22 protein-coding genes are annotated in these 16920 nt (G+C 39.4%); 3 read left to right on the top strand and 19 right to left on the bottom strand.

From position 1 onward, the window contains the following. Positions 1-126: 126 nt before the first annotated feature. From AAV98_RS03095 to AAV98_RS03070, 5 genes are all read right to left on the bottom strand, one after another. A complete protein-coding gene (locus AAV98_RS03095; RefSeq protein ID WP_060664099.1) occupies positions 127-606 on the bottom strand; it encodes a GNAT family N-acetyltransferase in 480 nt (159 codons plus the stop codon). 4 nt (positions 607-610) lie between these two features. After that, positions 611-1372: an SDR family oxidoreductase gene (locus AAV98_RS03090; protein WP_060664098.1), complete on the bottom strand. Its 762-nt coding sequence runs from the start codon at positions 1370-1372 to the stop codon at positions 611-613. Between the two features lie 289 nt (positions 1373-1661). After that, on the bottom strand, positions 1662-2177 hold the full coding sequence (locus tag AAV98_RS03085) for an AAA family ATPase (RefSeq protein ID WP_060664097.1): 516 nt from the start codon (positions 2175-2177) through the stop codon (positions 1662-1664). A 509-nt stretch (positions 2178-2686) separates the two neighbouring features. Further along, the gene (locus tag AAV98_RS03075; RefSeq protein WP_060664095.1) at positions 2687-3538 is read right to left on the bottom strand and encodes an LCP family glycopolymer transferase; all 852 of its coding nucleotides are present in this window, start codon (positions 3536-3538) and stop codon (positions 2687-2689) included. Continuing rightward, positions 3528-4052, bottom strand: a complete 525-nt coding sequence (locus tag AAV98_RS03070; RefSeq protein ID WP_082380752.1) for a sigma-70 family RNA polymerase sigma factor — start codon at positions 4050-4052, stop codon at positions 3528-3530. Before AAV98_RS03070 ends, AAV98_RS03075 begins: the two co-directional genes overlap by 11 nt. A gap of 500 nt (positions 4053-4552) precedes the next feature. Between AAV98_RS03070 and AAV98_RS20495 the strand changes: the two genes are divergently transcribed. After that, complete coding sequence (locus AAV98_RS20495; protein WP_197284228.1) at positions 4553-4702, top strand: hypothetical protein; 150 nt, start codon at positions 4553-4555, stop codon at positions 4700-4702. 87 nt (positions 4703-4789) lie between these two features. Here the strand turns inward: AAV98_RS20495 and AAV98_RS03065 are convergent, their stop codons facing one another. The 10 genes from AAV98_RS03065 to AAV98_RS03020 all read right to left on the bottom strand — a co-directional run bounded on the left by AAV98_RS03065 (position 4790) and on the right by AAV98_RS03020 (position 12786). Continuing rightward, on the bottom strand, positions 4790-5374 hold the full coding sequence (locus tag AAV98_RS03065; protein ID WP_060664094.1) for a GNAT family N-acetyltransferase: 585 nt from the start codon (positions 5372-5374) through the stop codon (positions 4790-4792). Between the two features lie 410 nt (positions 5375-5784). After that, entirely contained in the window at positions 5785-6348 is a 564-nt protein-coding gene (locus AAV98_RS03060) for a nucleotidyltransferase domain-containing protein (protein WP_060664093.1), read from the bottom strand. A gap of 1 nt (position 6349) precedes the next feature. Next, positions 6350-7012, bottom strand: coding sequence for an HAD family hydrolase (locus tag AAV98_RS03055; RefSeq protein ID WP_156317591.1), 663 nt, complete (start codon positions 7010-7012; stop codon positions 6350-6352). A gap of 19 nt (positions 7013-7031) precedes the next feature. After that, the gene (locus AAV98_RS03050; protein WP_060664091.1) at positions 7032-7301 is read right to left on the bottom strand and encodes a hypothetical protein; all 270 of its coding nucleotides are present in this window, start codon (positions 7299-7301) and stop codon (positions 7032-7034) included. Beyond that, a complete protein-coding gene (locus AAV98_RS03045) occupies positions 7288-7803 on the bottom strand; it encodes a DUF4269 domain-containing protein (protein ID WP_060664377.1) in 516 nt (171 codons plus the stop codon). Before AAV98_RS03045 ends, AAV98_RS03050 begins: the two co-directional genes overlap by 14 nt. A gap of 323 nt (positions 7804-8126) precedes the next feature. Further along, the gene (locus AAV98_RS03040) at positions 8127-8417 is read right to left on the bottom strand and encodes a hypothetical protein (RefSeq protein WP_156317588.1); all 291 of its coding nucleotides are present in this window, start codon (positions 8415-8417) and stop codon (positions 8127-8129) included. A gap of 140 nt (positions 8418-8557) precedes the next feature. Further along, a complete protein-coding gene (locus AAV98_RS03035) occupies positions 8558-10546 on the bottom strand; it encodes a phospholipase D-like domain-containing protein (RefSeq protein ID WP_060664089.1) in 1989 nt (662 codons plus the stop codon). 178 nt (positions 10547-10724) lie between these two features. Next, complete coding sequence (locus tag AAV98_RS03030) at positions 10725-11369, bottom strand: peroxiredoxin-like family protein (protein ID WP_060664088.1); 645 nt, start codon at positions 11367-11369, stop codon at positions 10725-10727. Positions 11370-11484: 115 nt separating this feature from the next. Further along, a complete protein-coding gene (locus tag AAV98_RS03025; RefSeq protein ID WP_060664087.1) occupies positions 11485-12201 on the bottom strand; it encodes a GNAT family N-acetyltransferase in 717 nt (238 codons plus the stop codon). 60 nt (positions 12202-12261) lie between these two features. Next, positions 12262-12786: a DinB family protein gene (locus AAV98_RS03020; protein ID WP_060664086.1), complete on the bottom strand. Its 525-nt coding sequence runs from the start codon at positions 12784-12786 to the stop codon at positions 12262-12264. A 128-nt stretch (positions 12787-12914) separates the two neighbouring features. Here AAV98_RS03020 and AAV98_RS03015 point away from each other — a divergent pair, with 128 nt between their 5' ends. Further along, entirely contained in the window at positions 12915-13100 is a 186-nt protein-coding gene (locus tag AAV98_RS03015) for a hypothetical protein (protein ID WP_060664085.1), read from the top strand. Between the two features lie 71 nt (positions 13101-13171). Continuing rightward, a complete protein-coding gene (locus tag AAV98_RS03010; protein WP_060664084.1) occupies positions 13172-13621 on the top strand; it encodes a hypothetical protein in 450 nt (149 codons plus the stop codon). A 7-nt stretch (positions 13622-13628) separates the two neighbouring features. On the opposite strand, the gene AAV98_RS03005 is transcribed toward AAV98_RS03010, so the two are convergent. The 4 genes from AAV98_RS03005 to AAV98_RS02990 all read right to left on the bottom strand — a co-directional run bounded on the left by AAV98_RS03005 (position 13629) and on the right by AAV98_RS02990 (position 16869). After that, positions 13629-14162, bottom strand: a complete 534-nt coding sequence (locus tag AAV98_RS03005; protein WP_060664083.1) for a GNAT family N-acetyltransferase — start codon at positions 14160-14162, stop codon at positions 13629-13631. Between the two features lie 6 nt (positions 14163-14168). Then, positions 14169-14777 (bottom strand): GNAT family N-acetyltransferase, encoded by a 609-nt coding sequence (locus AAV98_RS03000; protein WP_060664082.1) that lies wholly within the window; start codon positions 14775-14777, stop codon positions 14169-14171. A gap of 435 nt (positions 14778-15212) precedes the next feature. Beyond that, a complete protein-coding gene (locus AAV98_RS02995) occupies positions 15213-15932 on the bottom strand; it encodes a YebC/PmpR family DNA-binding transcriptional regulator (protein WP_060664081.1) in 720 nt (239 codons plus the stop codon). A 52-nt stretch (positions 15933-15984) separates the two neighbouring features. Next, complete coding sequence (locus AAV98_RS02990) at positions 15985-16869, bottom strand: LysR family transcriptional regulator (RefSeq protein WP_060664080.1); 885 nt, start codon at positions 16867-16869, stop codon at positions 15985-15987. Between the last annotated feature and the right edge of the window lie 51 nt (positions 16870-16920).

Genomic DNA, 16920 nt, shown 5'->3' with positions numbered 1-16920 from the left:
CGGGAGAAAAGGCGCGTTCTATTGGACCTTTCCTCCTTTTTCAACACCACTTCGGGCATATAGACGCGCTCTATTTGACCTTTCCACACATCCACTAAATGCTTCAGGCATATTAAATCTACTTATCTACAACTCATCCAACACCCGCTCAAACATCACCATATCTACCGCCTGAATCCCATCCTCAAAAATTGGTTCAGGATATTTCAAAAAGAAGTCCTTCCTTATTTCCACCATCCTAAACCCTGCTTTCTGGTAAAAAGAAAGATTGGCAATACTGGAGTTGGCAGTGCCGACAATCATCTTGCGGAAACCCTGTCTCTTGAATACCTCAAAAGCGATATCAATAACCCGCTTCCCCAGCCCGCGGCCACGAAACTCAGGGTCCAACGCGATGTTTTTCAGCTCGATCACACCCTTTGATTCTTCCACAAACAAGGCCACACCGGCCACTGAGTCATCACCAACAACAATCGCGAGCATTTGCCCCTCCGCAATATACTCTTTCACCACGCTCTCACTCTCATCCGCCATTACCAAGTACGGCAAAAAACTCAAGCGATCCGAACTTCCCACCAACTCTAGTCGAACACGCATCTCTTCCATAACTTTACCTCCTAAACCCACCTTCTGAGTGAATAATCTGTCCTGTCACCCATTCTGCCTCTTCACTGACGAGAAACTTTATAGTCCGCGCCACGTCACTTGGCACCCCTACCCGTCCGGAAGGGAACATGCCAGAAAGACTTGACTTAATTTCCTCTGTCATCCAACCCGTATCTGTCGGGCCTGGATTGATTGCATTTACCGTAATTCCCAGTTTCCCAACCTCTGCCGCTAACGTTATGGTCATAGCATCAATCGCGCCTTTCGTCGTTGCATAAGAAAGCTCGCCTGGCATCGGCCCTCGAAATTGGCCCGATGTGAGATTAACAATCCGTCCGCCGCTCCCAAAGGTGAACTGCTGAGCAAATCTGCTGCTTAATAGAGTGGTAGCCCGGATGTTTACGAGATAATGCTTATCCAGATCCTCCGCTGTTATCGTGCGATAATCGTCGTTTGTGGAGTAGGCCGCGTTATTTACCAGAATACTTGGCTCACCAAGATTCTCTCTCACTTTTTGAAACAGCACATCAGCCGCTTCCATACTTGTGAGGTCGAGCTCCATCATTCCCACTGGAACACCGAATCCCTCCAACTCTTCTTTTAAAAGTTGAGGATCTCTAGCTTCAGAAACCCATGGCATCTCTTCATCATAAGGCGACCAATACGTAAAAAATACAGGATGGCCAGCTTTCGCCAACTGCCTGCACACCTCTGCTCCAATTCCTTTTAAACGACTTGCTCCTGTAACGACTGCTATTCTATTCATAAAATAACCCTCCTATTGTTAGGGTATAAACAAGTTCGGTCCGATAAAAGAGATGTTTTTCCCATAAAAAAACAGGTGCACCAAAGGCACCTGTTTCAAGTGGGGTATCGACTCCACAACATGTGTATCCCTTTAATGAAATGATGGACGGTCGGACTAATCCCTTGGTAGGAACAGCTGACTCTATCCAGTTACTCAATTTTCATTAAAGGCTATTCCACATTGTTAGGCTTTCGATTCCCCTTCCGTTCATCTCTTTCTTTTATGGTAAGAATTTGAAAGGGATCTGTCAAGGATAATAATGTGTGATCTTGCGCCTGATTTCTTCTATGATGGCATTGGGCTCTTTGTTGGTTGTGTCAACTAAGTGAGGCACGTTTTCTTTTTTATTTTCCAACTGGTGGAGAAGTTCCAAAGATCGAGGAATCATGTCGGTGTCTCCGCGTTTGGTGATACGCTCCGCTAGCACTTCTGGGTCAGCACGCAGGACATAATAGTGAAGTGTCACTTCCACCCCTGTTTGATGAAGTTCCCTGCAAAACCATTCCAACTCATCCTCCACCACATAATCAATAACAACATCATATCCGTTCAGCAAAAAGTTCTTGGTCATACTGCTCAAGTTCTGCCAGACGATAGAAAGCTTTTCTTCCCAGAGCGGCTGTGCTTCCCCTACAAACATGGCGCTAAGCAAATCCCCCTCAATCAGTACCGCTTCCTCTAATTTATGAGCAAGCCCTTTAGTGATGGTCGACTTTCCCACACCACATGGCCCAGAAATGATATACACGTTCCTCTTCTTCATCCTTACTCAGACTCCTTTAGAAACCTCACATTTTGTGTTAATGCGTTATTATGTATGATCTTGCTCAACTTAATCATCTCATGGTTAACCATCTACTCCATTGTCCCATCATCAAAGAAACGCTTTTCACACCTTGGGCATACGTAGGCATAGGATAACTCAATTTCCTTATAATACCTGAAAGGAAGCCGTTTCTTACAATTTGGACATCTCCAAAAAATAAAGGAGACGATACTAAACAGAACTATGACAATAATTGATAAATAAATTAACCACGCAATGTTAAAAATCTGCCCAAAAAAATTGCTAAACCCTCCCACAAATAACATCCACACAGCTGCATTTCTTACTCGCAACGGATTGAGGTACTTCCTCCACACTGCGCTCACCCCTTTATAAGGTATACGTTTCTTTTGCTTATATGTTGCATTATGTTTGATAAAAAAAAGAGCGGTGATTACGTTTAGGGACGTAAAACTACCACTCTTGTTTTATTCCTTAAAATTCTTTTATTCCTTTAAACTACGTTTCACTTCCTCCAAGCCTTCATCTTCTAAGATGAAATAAAAGATCCCCTCTATTTTTTCAGCATTTACTTTATCAGCAATTTGGATAGTATTTACCTCTACTTCTTCCGGAACCCCCTCCAAAATGTTTAATTCTTTTGGGTCTTCCAATAGACGTTCCAATACAGCTGTTAATATTTCATAATGTTTCTTTTCCTCGTTCTCCGTCATTAGATTTCTATCTGAAAGGGAAGTTAACACTTCTTCTCCACCTAAAACTTCATCATCTGACTTCAATGAAATTCCGCCAATTTGATCAACATATTTAATAAACTCTTCTTCTGTTATCCCTGAAAATGAATCATCTTTAATTTGAAAATAATTTAAAAGAGTTTGTTTAACACCTTCTTCTCCACCAAACGCATAAGCATGTAACATTTTATCCATTCCAATTTTTTTACCTTCCGAACTAAAAATTGGTACATAGAGATCTCTTGGAACGGACAGTACATCTAAAGATTTAGCCGAAGGATTATAGGAATATACAATATTTAACGGTGCCCTTAGATTCTCGTTTGTAATGAAAAAGACCCCTGTTTGTTTTTTTACAGTGGGTGAGCTATTAACCTGCTGTTGCTCTTGAATTACCGCATTTGGAGAAGACCATAAAACCATCAATAAAACAACGGTTACTATTCCTAGAATTGAGGAGAGTACTACTGGACTAAAGCCCAAAAAAGTAAGCTTCTTATCTTTACGTTCATGGAGTTTATGGAAAACTTTCTTTCTATCATTATCATTGAATTTCACTCTATCAAAGACTTCGAAAAAAGTATCTTTCTCCTTATTGTTCATAGATTTCCCTCCTTTCCACTTCCTGCTTCAGCCTATCTCTTCCTCTAGTTATCCTGCTCTTAACCGTACTAATTGGCAGACCTAGAAGTTCAGCGATTTCCTCCATCTTCAATTCTTCATAATAGTATAAGAAAATAATTTCACGGTATTTTGTTGGCAATGTAAAAATAGAGCTCTTCACCCTTCCCATTTCCCACTTTTTTAGTGCCTCCTCTTCTGTTGACATGGCGCTCCTTTCATTCCCATAATATATCTCTATCATTCTCGACTTTTTATACGCCCAACTCTTTAGATAGTCCTTACATTCATTAATGGTAATTCTGTATAGCCATGTTTTTATGGTAGATTCATGTCTGAAATCCGATATTTTGGTATAGCATTTAATGAAAGTATTTTGCACAAGGTCTTTTGCTATTTCTTCTTCTTTTACATAGGCATAAGCAAGTCTTGCCAACTGATCACCATACTCCAGCATAACTTTCTCTAATAATTGATCTCTCTCGTTTTCGTTCACATTATCCCCTCTTTTTCTCTATACGCAATGGTTGGACGATTGAGTTTGTGAAATTGTTTCAAATATTTTAAAGTTTATTACTTCTTTACAGAAAAAAAAAAGCTCATTGGACCAGGAAGCTTCTATTTGGCCGATATGTTAATTGCACGTTTCTTCTGTATCTTCTATTCCCCTTTTGTATCATACACCTCCTAAAATAAAATAAATGAGAAAGTAATTATTGTTTGTAGTTGTGCATATCTTTGCAACTACACGTAACTTATTTCGTCAAAATGACAATACGAAATGATTCACTCATGAATTTTTAACTCTTAGGTGATTAGCTTTGTTATCCAAGCTAGTGTAATAATCAGAAATCGAAAAAGTAGAAAATAAGTAATTATTGCTTCAATTATAGGAGGCTAACAGGAACTTTTTATTTGTATCTCCTTACATATTCAAGTAAATGATAGAATAATAATAAATTTATTAATAACAAAAGAAAGTAAGGAAGTGGTCTTTTGGATAAAAAAGGGAGAGGGAAGGGTGTTTTCATAGGTACTGGTATTGCAATAGGGGCTGCACTTGGAGCGGCACTTGATAATCTAGCTCTAGGAATTGCTTTAGGTACTTTTATTGGAGCCTTAATTGATTGGTTGAGAACCAGATAATACTTTTAAATCACCTGACTTACTAAGTGGTTATAAAAAAACGCTTGGATAGCTTTCCACGCGTTTTTTTTAATATTTGTTTGATATTTATAGTGAAGGTCTACACTCTGATTTTCTCAATACATAGTAATTATATAACTCATTTTCTATCGTAAGTTTCCCCTGAAGAGAAAACCCGCATTTCTCCATAACTTTATTGGATGATAGGTTATTCATTAACGCCACTGCATTAAGAATCTCTAAATTCGTGAATGAAAATAAGTAGTTTATTAGCCCTAATGACGCTTTTGTAGCGTATCCATTCCCTTGATGATCGGATGAAATGGCATACATGATTTCTCTATTCGGAGCAGGGAGTTCCTCTTTTATTCCCGTACAGCACCAGCCAATGAATTCATCTGTTGCACTAATAAATACACCTAGTTTTAAAAATTGATTGTCTATGTTATTTGCTTTAGCAGCCTCTAAGAATGCTTTATTTGCCGGTATTTCGTAATTTGTGACCCAGTCTACCCTTTGTTCCCTCGTCGATTTCCAATCTGGCAAGAAATTAGAAATTTCTGGTTGATTGGATATTTTGTATATATTTTCTGCATCTTCTACGGAAAACTCTTGAAGGTAAATGTCTCCTAAACCTATTCTAAATAATACTTCTGAGCCGTTATGTATGATAATCTACTCCTTCTTATTACCATTTATCGTATATATTTTCTCATAATGGTTTCCTTAGTAACCTTTTACTTATTAAAACGCGAAACAACTTCAATTTGTTTAAGCCTCACTTTTAATTCTCCAAATCATATAATGATAGACTTCGCCCTAATCACTGTCCTAAAATATTGATGCAACTCATTAATACCTTCCGTTCTCGGCCTTCTTATCTCTATGGGAAGCACTCTTAAAATCCTTCTCTTATTTGTTTTTTATTTCCTCTAATATAGATATGATCTTTTCATTTTGTTCAATTAGCGTTTGATTCTGTTTTCTAATCCTAGCAAAGTCGAATAAAAATATAAAAACAGCTATGGTAATAATGATAAGCATTTCTGCTAGCTCTCCCCTTTATGGTTTAAATTTTTTATTTATTTTAATACCTGTAACCACTCATGTGTTGGTTCATGAATGCTGATTGCTTGCTTAAGCCATCGTAGTTGGTCCGATTCGAGTGCTTCTTTAACAGACATAAGGTCCATGTGGTCTTTATCTCTTGTGTTCTTCGCCTTATATAGTAAAACAATTTCTGGAGGTAAGTATGGCAGTCCTGCTTCTGTAAAACGGATGAATGATTCTAGTGGAGATGTAATTCTTCTATCTCTTCTAAATATCCAACTCTCACCGTCTGTCTCATTTAAGAGAACTTCTAAGTCCCCACCTGCCTTCTTAGCATGTACTTCGTGGACAGGCAATTCTAAAAACTCATCGCCCCAAATTAAAAACTCACCGTGTACTACTTTCCTAAAGTCCCAAGTAGAAAGGTACCGTTTTAGTTCCACTTGATCCTTCCTATAAATACCGATCTCCACATCATGGTGATCTCTCGTTTCTTTTCCTAAGAAAAGATCGATTGCCCAACCACCCGCAAAAAACCAGTCTTTGTTGAAGCCAGCCATCAATTCGTTTATTTGCTTACATTTTTCAAAAGCCATTTTAGACCCTGCTTCCAAGCAACAAATCCATCAAGTGTTCCACACTAGAAACGGTGTAAGTCGGTTCCGCCTCTTTTATTTCTTCCCGAGACCCGTACCCATACGTCACGCCAATGGAGTCTATCCCTGTATTCTTCGCTCCAATGATATCGTGCTTTCGATCTCCAATCATCACAAAGTCATTGGGATAAAATTCAGTATATTTATCAAGTATGTGTTGAATGATTTCCGTTTTGGAGGACCTTGTTCCATTGAGGTTACTTCCGACAATCAGTTGAAAATACTGCTCTAACTCAAAGTGCTTGATTATTTGCTCAGCAAAAACGGTAGGCTTTGACGTTGCAACCACCAACACATATCCGCTTTCCTTTAAAGATGCTAACAGCAAGTGGATAGAAGGATATAGGACATTTTCATACATTCCCTTCTCCTTAAACCTTTCTCTATAAAAATCAATAGCACGTTCTGATTCTTTTTGGTCAAACCCATAATACTCCGCGAAAGAAACTTGTAGTGGTGGACCGATAAAAGTCTCTAGTTTATCTGTGTCAGGTTCCAAAATATCCATTTTTTCTAACGCATAGTGAACAGATTTTGTAATGCCTTCTTTCGGATCTGAAAGCGTTCCGTCTAAATCGAATAGAATAATCTTGTATGCTGCCAAAAAAGCTCCCTCCCTGTTACTACTCATTACCTCTTACCCGCCGTGAATGCCGTTTTTCCGCTGCATTCAAAATAAACATAATAGAAAAAAAGTTGATGAATGCTGCTGTAGAAATTATTATCCAATTAGGGATTTCTGGAAAGAAATCTGATAATAGAAATAATAATGGCGTAACTAGCACCAAAGTCAATCCTATAAAGAATGACTTTGTCTCCGGTACTGTTTTGATTTTATCTACCATTTTTTTCACCTTTTCCACTAAGTTTGGTACCTCGCTATATCTGTACAATTCCTTCTTCCACACCGTACAAGATAAGGCCTTCATAAGGATCTCCGCTAATGTTTAGAAGCTTACAAAATGCCGGTTCCGTTTTATATCCTTGCTTTTTAAGGCTAATTACTTTTCCTCTTAAACCTGGATCTCTTTGCAGAAGCTCATATTCAATTTTCATATGAAGGTATGCAAACTGCTTTTGGACAGGCTGAGCTTGACCGAATAATTCAAACTCGAAATCATGAAAAGTAAAGTTCGCCTTCACGACTTCTTTCCCCAGGATAATTTTTCTTTTCAAAGAGAAATTTTCTTTATCAGCATAAAGAGTTTGTAATTCGTGTGCAAAAGAATCTAAGTCCTTTACTTCCATGATAATGTCTAAATCTGATCCTTTGATATCAATATCAATAGGGATCGTTCCACATAGGAAGGGATAATAATCGTTTAGATCATCTAAAATCTTTAATTCATTAATAGCTGCATATGCCTTCTGTTGCTGTTTATTGCCGGTCTTCATTTGCTCAAAAAGATTATTCAAGTAACCACTCTCCTAGATCATAAAAATCTAGCGCTATCCATATTTCTTGAATAGCGCCAGAAAGATGTTGGAAAAATTTATTGAAAGTTGGCAAACGCTACTAAAGTCCCCTTATCACATGATTCAAAGCCGTAAACCGAATATCTACAATTTCGACATTATCCTGCATAACCCTTCCAATCTATTGCCAGATTCCTATTAATCTTTCTTCAAACTATCCAACAACACATATCCAAAAATCAAACCAGCAATTTTAGTTATATCTAAATGAATTATGTCTATCGCAAACGGAAGGTATTTACCTAAATTAGTGAAAGAAAGTAATGGCACCAAAGGGTTGGGAGTCCGACTGCCAATAGTTTTATCCAATTCACGGACCATGCTTTGTCACGCTTTATCTCTGTTATTAGCTTTGGCAAACGAAGAAGTATTCCGATTAAGACTGGGAAAACAGTTGCAAATATCACCGCAGGCCATAAGTTATAATTCATTTGACCTTTTTCCATTAGTTGCAGCTCATACCTCGAACCGCTAAAGATAATAAACCCTATCGCTACAGTCCAGAAAAAATACATTAAGAATTTCCCCATCATAACACCTCCTGTATGTTAACTGGCATCTTTTAGTAATTATACGAGTGAATAGTTTAAAAGTTTCACGTTGTGCAGTTAAAGTTGCAAGCATAAAAAAAGCACAACCATCTTTTCATGGTTGTGCTCTAGATAAAGTTTTATTAGTTTAAACTTCCACCTGCATTCAGGTAACGGGCATTAAATTCTTGGACAAATTGATTAACTATTGCTGTATCGTGAATGATTAGCATGTTTTCATCATTGACGTCATTTCCGTTGTTACTCCAGTTGGTGGAACCTACCACTACTGTTGGATCACTTGTTGTATCTGCATCGATTAACATCGTTTTGCTGTGAAGTTTTCGGTCTTCTTTGCCTTGATATACTGGTGCCGGGTTGGCCCAACGAGTGTTTGGATTATCTACGCTTGTCTGAGTTGCAGTACGGCCTGTCATATCTATACTAGCACTCCACCATTGATTCCAGAAGCTAGAGTCAAATAATCCTTTCACATCAAATCCAGTTAACGTTCCTTCTAAGTCATTGTAAGAACCTTCATATTTCTTTTTCAGTTCGTCTACAAGTCCTTGGTCACTCCATGCGAAAATTGTGAAATAGGTATTGATGTCTGCTTCATTTTTGACTAGTTCTCTCATGCGGCCTAGCGCATCATCTCCAGTGGAGAAATAAACTTCTACTGTTTTCCCACCGACATTGAACAAGTGTTGAGTATTGTCTGTCTTTCCTGTTCCGAAATTAGAAACCATTGGATCAGGAGCCAATGTATTGCTGCCCCACATTTCGTTAAATTCTGTTTCATAGGCATTGGCAATTTCAGGGGCATGAAGTTCTACTACGTGCTGTTGATTCCCGCCTAACACACCGTTTGCCATATTCTCTTCTGAACCATATAATCCAGTAACCGTGAAATTCCAGCTACCTGTAAATACCCATTTATCATCTACCACCGCAAATTTATTGTGCATTTGAACATCAGGAGAATAATAAGTCCCATCTGTTTTTTGTTCGGCATCAACAAATAGATAGCCAGTTTGATTGGTGCTTCCAATCGTGTACGTGCCATAGGCGAAATCGTTTGGAACAGGAGGTAATCCGTGTTTCTCTCTTAAGGTTGTATCTTCTACTGCTAACATCGCAGAATCAGAGAAAACGTGAATATCGTCATTTGTACCAACAATATTATCTTTTCCTCTAACCATTTCCTCTATATATAATCTCATCGTAGTAAAACGTTCCACATAGTGAGGGTCTGTAGCATCCTTTGCATCCGCAAGTACACGTACATCTACTCCTTGTGATGCTTTGTTGATTAACGTATCCACCACTCGTGGTAGATTAATTTCATACGTTGCAAAATCAATACTTGTTGTCGCTTGGTTTAGTCTTTCAATTAAACGATCTTCAAGGTTTACGTTATAGTTAGCTGCATTTCCTGTTGTAGCATAATCAGTCATTGCACATTTATTGAAGTAGACATTAATGGCAAATAGTTCACTTGATACGTTGTTTAAATGCTCGGTTGTATCGCCGCAAATATTACCTCCTGTTGCGCCACCGGTAGATCCGCCACTATTTACTGTTGAGCTATTAGAAGGTGTTCCATATCCCCCATCATACACATTTGTAGCCGTTCCCCAACTTCCAGCAACCGTTCCTAAACCATTTGGGTCTACTCTTTCCATTGTAGCCTTGGATGTGTTATCCCCACTATACCAAGCATTCACAGAATCTACTAAAACACCATTCGCATCGCGCAACTCCAGATTTTCAGCATCATTTCCAAGCGAACCGCTGTAAATCAAATCTGCAGCTATACCTGCTACTGATTGATCATCTGTCTTTTCTAGCAAAAAGAATCCGTTTGCAGGGATTTGCCCAGCTAAGTTAATAGAAGGAGATCCGTCTTGAGCGTTTAGTGTCCAACCTGTTAAGTCAATCGGCTGATTTGTGTTGTTATGTAATTCCATCCACTCATCCGTGTAATTATATGTTGTTCCCATCCATGCAATTTCGTTCACAACCACGCTATTAGTGGTTGTCGCATACACGTTCTCTTCCTTTTCAAAAATAGGAACAAAAAACGAGAAAATAAGAGCAAAAACTAATGATAAATTTACAGACCTTTTCATTCTTCCAACTCCTTATAAACTATTTACTATACTAGTATAAGGCAGTCTTATCGTTTAGTTGTTAAATTATTATAATATTTTTGTAAAAATTCTATTATTATGAACACTTATCATGCACTTTTTCCAAAAAAATGGCCCGGGAATAGAATCCCGAGCCATTTTTGTATAATATTTCTTGTTACATACTCTTTAAAACCTCTATTACTTTACCCGGTTCTACACGTTTTGTATAGTCAGAATCAACATCTGCAAATACAATGTTACCCTTCTGTTCAATGACAAACGTAGCTGGTTTTGGTAATTCCCAATCATCATTTCCATTATGGTCCGGAACACTTAAGCCAGAACCTTTATATATCTCTACTAAATAATCCGGCATTTTAAAAACCAAGTTAAATCGTTCCGCTACTTGATTGCCTTCATCACTAAGAACCAAGAATTCAAGTTCATTCTTTTCCTTTGTAGACAGGGAAGCATCAGGTGTCTGTGGACTGATGGCGATTAATGTTGCACCAGCATTTTTGATAGTGTCTAATTCCCGCTGATAGGCTTTTAATTCAAGATTGCAGTAAGGGCACCAGCCGCCGCGATAAAATGTTAGGATCACTGGTCCTTTTTCAAGCTCTTCCTTAATGGACACCATTTTGCCGGTTGCATCAGGAAGGGTAAAATCAGGTACTCTCTCTCCCTCTTTTAGCCCCTGTGCCACTCCGGACTCCTCTAATTCTTTTGTTGCTTGCGCCATTAAACGTTGCTTTTCTTCAGGAGCCTTTTGTTTAAATACGTCTTTATAAGCTTTAATTTCTTCGAGCAATGTAGACATCCTTATCTTACCTCCTTATGATCTGTTCCAACTAACCTTAACAAAAAAGTGTTCTGTTTACCTCTAATTTGCTTGAGGGGAAAAATACAGTTAAAACTGCAAAAATACCTACATATTAAGTACTCTCCTGTATCTTATATATCCCTTTTCTATCACGAAGCTCACAACCATTTTTTTCAAAAATCTTTATCATGTTGGTATTGTTCACATCGGTGCTGCCGACATAATAGGTGGCGTGGAATTTCTTGAGTAGCTCCATACTGATTTGATGAATATGCGTACCCATCCCCTGCCCTCTTAAGGCTGGTACTACTCCGAAGTAAAATAATCTCCCTTCATCTTCGGTAACCCTTTCAATATGAGGGATACTTATTCCTACAAAAGCTCCATCTTTCAAAAAATAATAACAATGCTTGCGCCATTCAGGTCCCAATTCATTCTCTAGCGAACTCATCACTTGGGCGATTGATTGCTTCGTATTCTTGTTAGCACTTCCTGACCGGCAAAGCTCATAAAGCTGTGAATATTCTTGGTCTCCAATTAATCCTTCTGCAAGAGAGTGCTTCATAATTAGGTCGTTCGTTACTGTCAAATCTTCCAGTTTCCTTGTATACTCCACGATGCTTGAGATTTTTGAGAACTTCTTATCAAGTAGCCAGTTTTCATATTCTTCGTCCATTAGTAGCGACAAATAACCAATTTCCTGACGTTTCATTTCTTCTAAGATATTTGATAAATCCCGTATGTACGATTCTGTTGGTACCTCTTCCTTTTTGATTTGATCTACTAGCCAATATTCCTGTTTGTTTTTGATGATAGTAAAAAAGTTCAATTTGATCCTCCGTTGCTATCTTTTTTAATATAGTTACTAAATGGACGCAAAAGATAATCCCTAGTTTCGTATAATCCCTAAATATTCCTTCCACGGGCCAACATCCTCTTTATATCTTTTTGCGAGGACACGGGTTAGCTGGGTAATATGAGTAAGATCATGGACTACCCATGTGGAAATTAACTCTCGCACTTTTACTTCGCCCAGGGCTGGGTGGATACCTTTTAGCTCCATATGAATAGTAGGGTCAATTAGTTGTGTTAGTGTTTGTAGGTTTCCTTCCCGGAGCTCTTTAAATTTTTGCAGCTTCTGCTCTATTGTCCCGACCGAATTTACATGTAAATGTGAGAACCTATCAAACTCTGGAAACGGCTTGCTATTGCCCTCTTGCAAAATAAACCGGAGACGCGGAATCCAGTTTACTTTTTCCCCTTCCATCAAATGGTCAATGATTTCTTTAGCATTCCAGGTCCCTTCCCCCTCGTTGCAGGTCAACCAGCTTGGTGAAAGCCCCACTAATAATTGATCTAATGTACTGGGTGTACGTTCGAGTATCTCCATTGCTTCTTTCATTTGAAAGTTCATGGTACATACCTCCCTCTGTTTTTCATATAATCTATTAAGCATAAAAATATCTTATACACTAATTTTACAACATCTGCTAAAAGAGTGGACAAGGAACTCGATATAATAAAAAAGGGGAGATATATGCTATGAAAAAAGCGATCAGTCTTTTTATATTAGGGGTTTCATTACTAGTTTTGCCTCAATTGGCGTATGCCCAAAGTGGATTGGGAGGAACAACAGAGCCTAATAAGTTCATTGTCATAGTTTCTACTATTATCATTATCCTTGTCTTCTCTCTGTTTAAATGGTGGAAAGACAAAAAAGCTGCATAGGGAAAAGTCCAAGCATGCCAAGTCCATTCACATATCCTATAAGAAAGATTGTTTTATGGGAGTGGATTGGAATGGGAAGCGCATGTCTAAATTTTAATATTAGGACACAATTTACCTTTACCGTGAGTGATCGGGATCTAAGTCGTATTTTAAATGGACTAGCAGAGGAAAGTGTGAACATTAACGGGTATTTCCAGACGCTTGCCGGAAAGACATTCAATTTTGTTCGCATGGTTGTTGGAACATCTGAAGAAGAGCGCGAACGAGACATTCGCGCGGTTCGAAAGGTAATGAAGCATATTGGTGTTCGTTACAAGGAGAATCAGGTGATTCAACTGCTAGATAGTATTTCTGGTGTGCCTGGGCAGATCAACGCTATCTTTGACACGCTATGGTGCAAGATGCAGGTTCGGGCAGTTTACCTCGGTGAAGACAGTACTATTTATTTGGATGTTTCCAATATTGGATACGCCATTCGGTTGTTGTCGGAAGAGAACCCGCCTCGTTGTCTAGACGTTTAAATTAGTGTTAGAACGCAAAATGGTCATCAATTGGCGTTGTTATATTCTTCTCCCAATCTGTACGGGTGATGGCATAACCGACTGAATCAAATAACTTCCCGTTTTGAGGCCAGGCACTACGGTGGTAGGCTTCTTTGACGTACCCGCTGTAGTGGAAGGTCTTGCGCATCGCCAGGTTATCGTTTCGGGTGTGACCTTCTATTCGGATAAGGTGCGGGTAGTTGGTGAATGCATACTTAGTAAGCCATTTTACTGCATGGGCGCCACGGTTTTGACCCCTCGCTTGTTGTTTGAGTCTGATGTCGAACAGGCAGGTCGGGTCTTCCAGGTCGAAAAGCCGGAACATACCAATGACAGTATTGTTTTTGTCTTGAATGAGGAAAGTTTTGGTGCCTTCATTTGTATAGTTCCCTTGTTGGATGGAGGCTTTGATGGCTTCCTTTGTTGGATTTTCTGTACCATGGTAGGGCCATGTTTCTGTTGTTAGCAGTTGGACAAGTTGGTGTTCGGTTTCTTTTGTGAGTTCTGCGTATGTTTGCATGGTTGGTTAGTTTCCTTTGTTTTGTTTGGATGTGGATTCGGATTTTGTTTGTTCCCACTCCTCGCGCAGCATGCCCATGCGGATGGAATCGTACAGCTTGCCTTGGTAGGTTCGGACGTTACGTATGCAAGCTTCTTGTGTAAAATTCAATTTGTTGCCGACTTTTACCATTCGGTAGTTGCCGGACCAGGTTGTGTATCCGACTCTCGGGATTTGCGGTTTTGTTTGGAAAAGGTAGTCCGTCCATAGCTTAATAGCTTCAGTTCCATATCCGCCATTCCAATACTCGGGCAAGTAAATGATGATACCCATTTCAAGCCAGTTGGACGGTTCGTGCTCCCAGTAGTAGGTGACGCACCCAATGGTTTGGGGCTCTTCTGTATTGGTTTGAATCAGGTAAATGGAATCGCGGCCTTTGTTTAGTTGTTGGGTCATTTTGGTGATGTAGGCTTCCTCTTCGATCATTTCGAGTGGGAAGTATGGTGCGTCCCACTTTTTGTATTCTGGGTTCGGGTCACCGTATATTAAGTGATAGAGTAGCGGCAAATCTGAGATGGTGAGCTTTTTCAGTTGGATTTTGGTTCCTTGGATAGTGGTTGTGGTAGAAGTTGTCATAAGTAAGGGCTCCTTTGGGTTAGGTAATTAAGTAATCTACGTTTTTAAAAGGGTTTTAGTTTCATTTTTTTATGTAATTGAGGTTTTGTTTTGGTAATTTATAGTTTCTTGATATATTGAACTGTTTTTTTGATTATTTGAGAAGGTTTTTTGACTAATTCGACCACTTTTTTGACTATTTCCCCCTCGTTTTTCGACTAATTCCCATCCAGAGGTTCATTGCTGCTCCATTTCAGAGAAATACCACCTCCTAGCAAGAGAATGACGCTCTTATACTAGCATAGCAAAAATTAAACAATCGTTTGTTCAAGAAAAAACTAACCCCTTCAGCCCCAACGGATCCAGCGAAAAATTCAAAATTAACTTTTGAGATTACTATATTACAAAAAAACAGACCCCCATCCCTAAAGATAGAAGTCTGTCCACAAGTTCAATTTATTCACCTAAATCCACATTATGATACACACGTTGCACGTCGTCGCAGTCTTCCACTGCATCAATCAATTTTTCGAACTGCTCTTGTGCATCTCCTGGAAGTTCCACTTCGTTTTGTGCTAGCATTGTTAGTTCAGCCACGGAGAACTCTTCTACTCCCGCTCCTTTTAACGCTGTTTGCACGGCATGGAATTGGTCTGGTTCTGCATACACAATCACCGTTTCTTCTTCTTCCAAGATGTCACGTACGTCAAGGTCTGCTTCCATCAGCACTTCCAGCACTTCATCGGACGTTTTTCCTTCGAAGGCGAAGACTGCTGTTGCGTCGAACATGTATGCAACCGATCCACTGACACCCATGTTTCCGCCATTTTTTCCGAATGCTGCACGTACTTCAGATGCTGTACGGTTTACGTTGTTTGTCAGCGTGTCCACGATTACCATCGATCCGTTTGGTCCGAAGCCTTCATATCGAAGCTCGTTATAGCTTTCTTCCCCGCCACCTTTTGCTTTGTCGATTGCACGGTCAATGATGTTACGTGGTACGTTGTATGTTTTCGCACGCTCAAGCACAAATTTTAACGCCATGTTGGATTCTGGATCTGGCTCGCCTTGCTTTGCTGCTACATAAATTTCAAGGGCAAATTTAGAATAGACTCTACTCGTATTCTGATCCTTTGCCGCCTTCTTTTCCTTAATGTTGTTCCATTTACGACCCATATATATTCACTCTCTTTCAGAAATTAAAAGATATAACTTGTTCTATTATACATCAACTTCCCAAAGGGTTTCGAGTGATTTCCTTATACATCTCCAGAAATCTGGTTGCTACCTTCGATAAATAGTATTTTTTCATCCAAGCAACTCCATATTGGGAGGACAAATCCTCATCTTCCACCAAATAAGAATGGACTTTTGCATCAGAAAAGATGTGCATCGCACTTTCTGGTACCAAGGTTGCTCCAAAACCTTGTTGGACGAGACGAGCAAGCAGGGTTAAATCCGAACTCGCACACACAATATTTGGTTCATAGCCTCTTTGTGCAAAAGACTGAAGCGTGTAATCATACAGCCCCTGCCCCTTGGTGCTTGGCAGAACCAGCGATTGACCAGCAATCTCTGCTAATGTCAATGAACCACTCCGAGCTTCTCGGCTGACAAAATAGAAAGGCTCCTTCTTGATCATAAAATGGGCAAATTCATCTGATTGAACGGGGAAACGAATGACTGCCAAGTCTATAGCACGTTCCCGTAGGAGCTCCAATAAATGTCCCGATTCATTTTGATGGATTTCATAAGTTACCATAGGATACTTTTCACTAAATGCAAATAGCAATTTGGATAGCGACATTTCAGAAAGCGTGTTTACCCCTATTTTCAAAGAGCCTTTTAACCCCACTCCCAGTTCCTTCACTTCCTCCATGCCCTCTTCCATCATTTTGGTAATTTGTACAGCATGGTGATAGAGCTTTTCTCCCGCTTCCGTCAGCCGGAGCTTCTTTCCTTCCCGAAGCACAAGTCCTACTCCCACTTCCTCTTCCATCAACTTTAATTGTTGACTTAATGGAGGCTGGGACATATGTAATTTCCGAGCTGCTTGTGAAATATTTCTCTCTTCTGCAATGACGGTAAAATAGCGCAATTGCCGAATATCCATCTAGAATCACTCCTATATGTTTTTCATATGATTTCACAACAAAACAGATAT

Origin of the sequence: Bacillus sp. CHD6a (assembly GCF_001293645.1) — a bacterium.
Taxonomy (GTDB): Bacteria; Bacillota; Bacilli; order Bacillales; family Bacillaceae_I; genus Sutcliffiella_A.
This window is presented reverse-complemented; position numbering and strand designations above follow the sequence as displayed.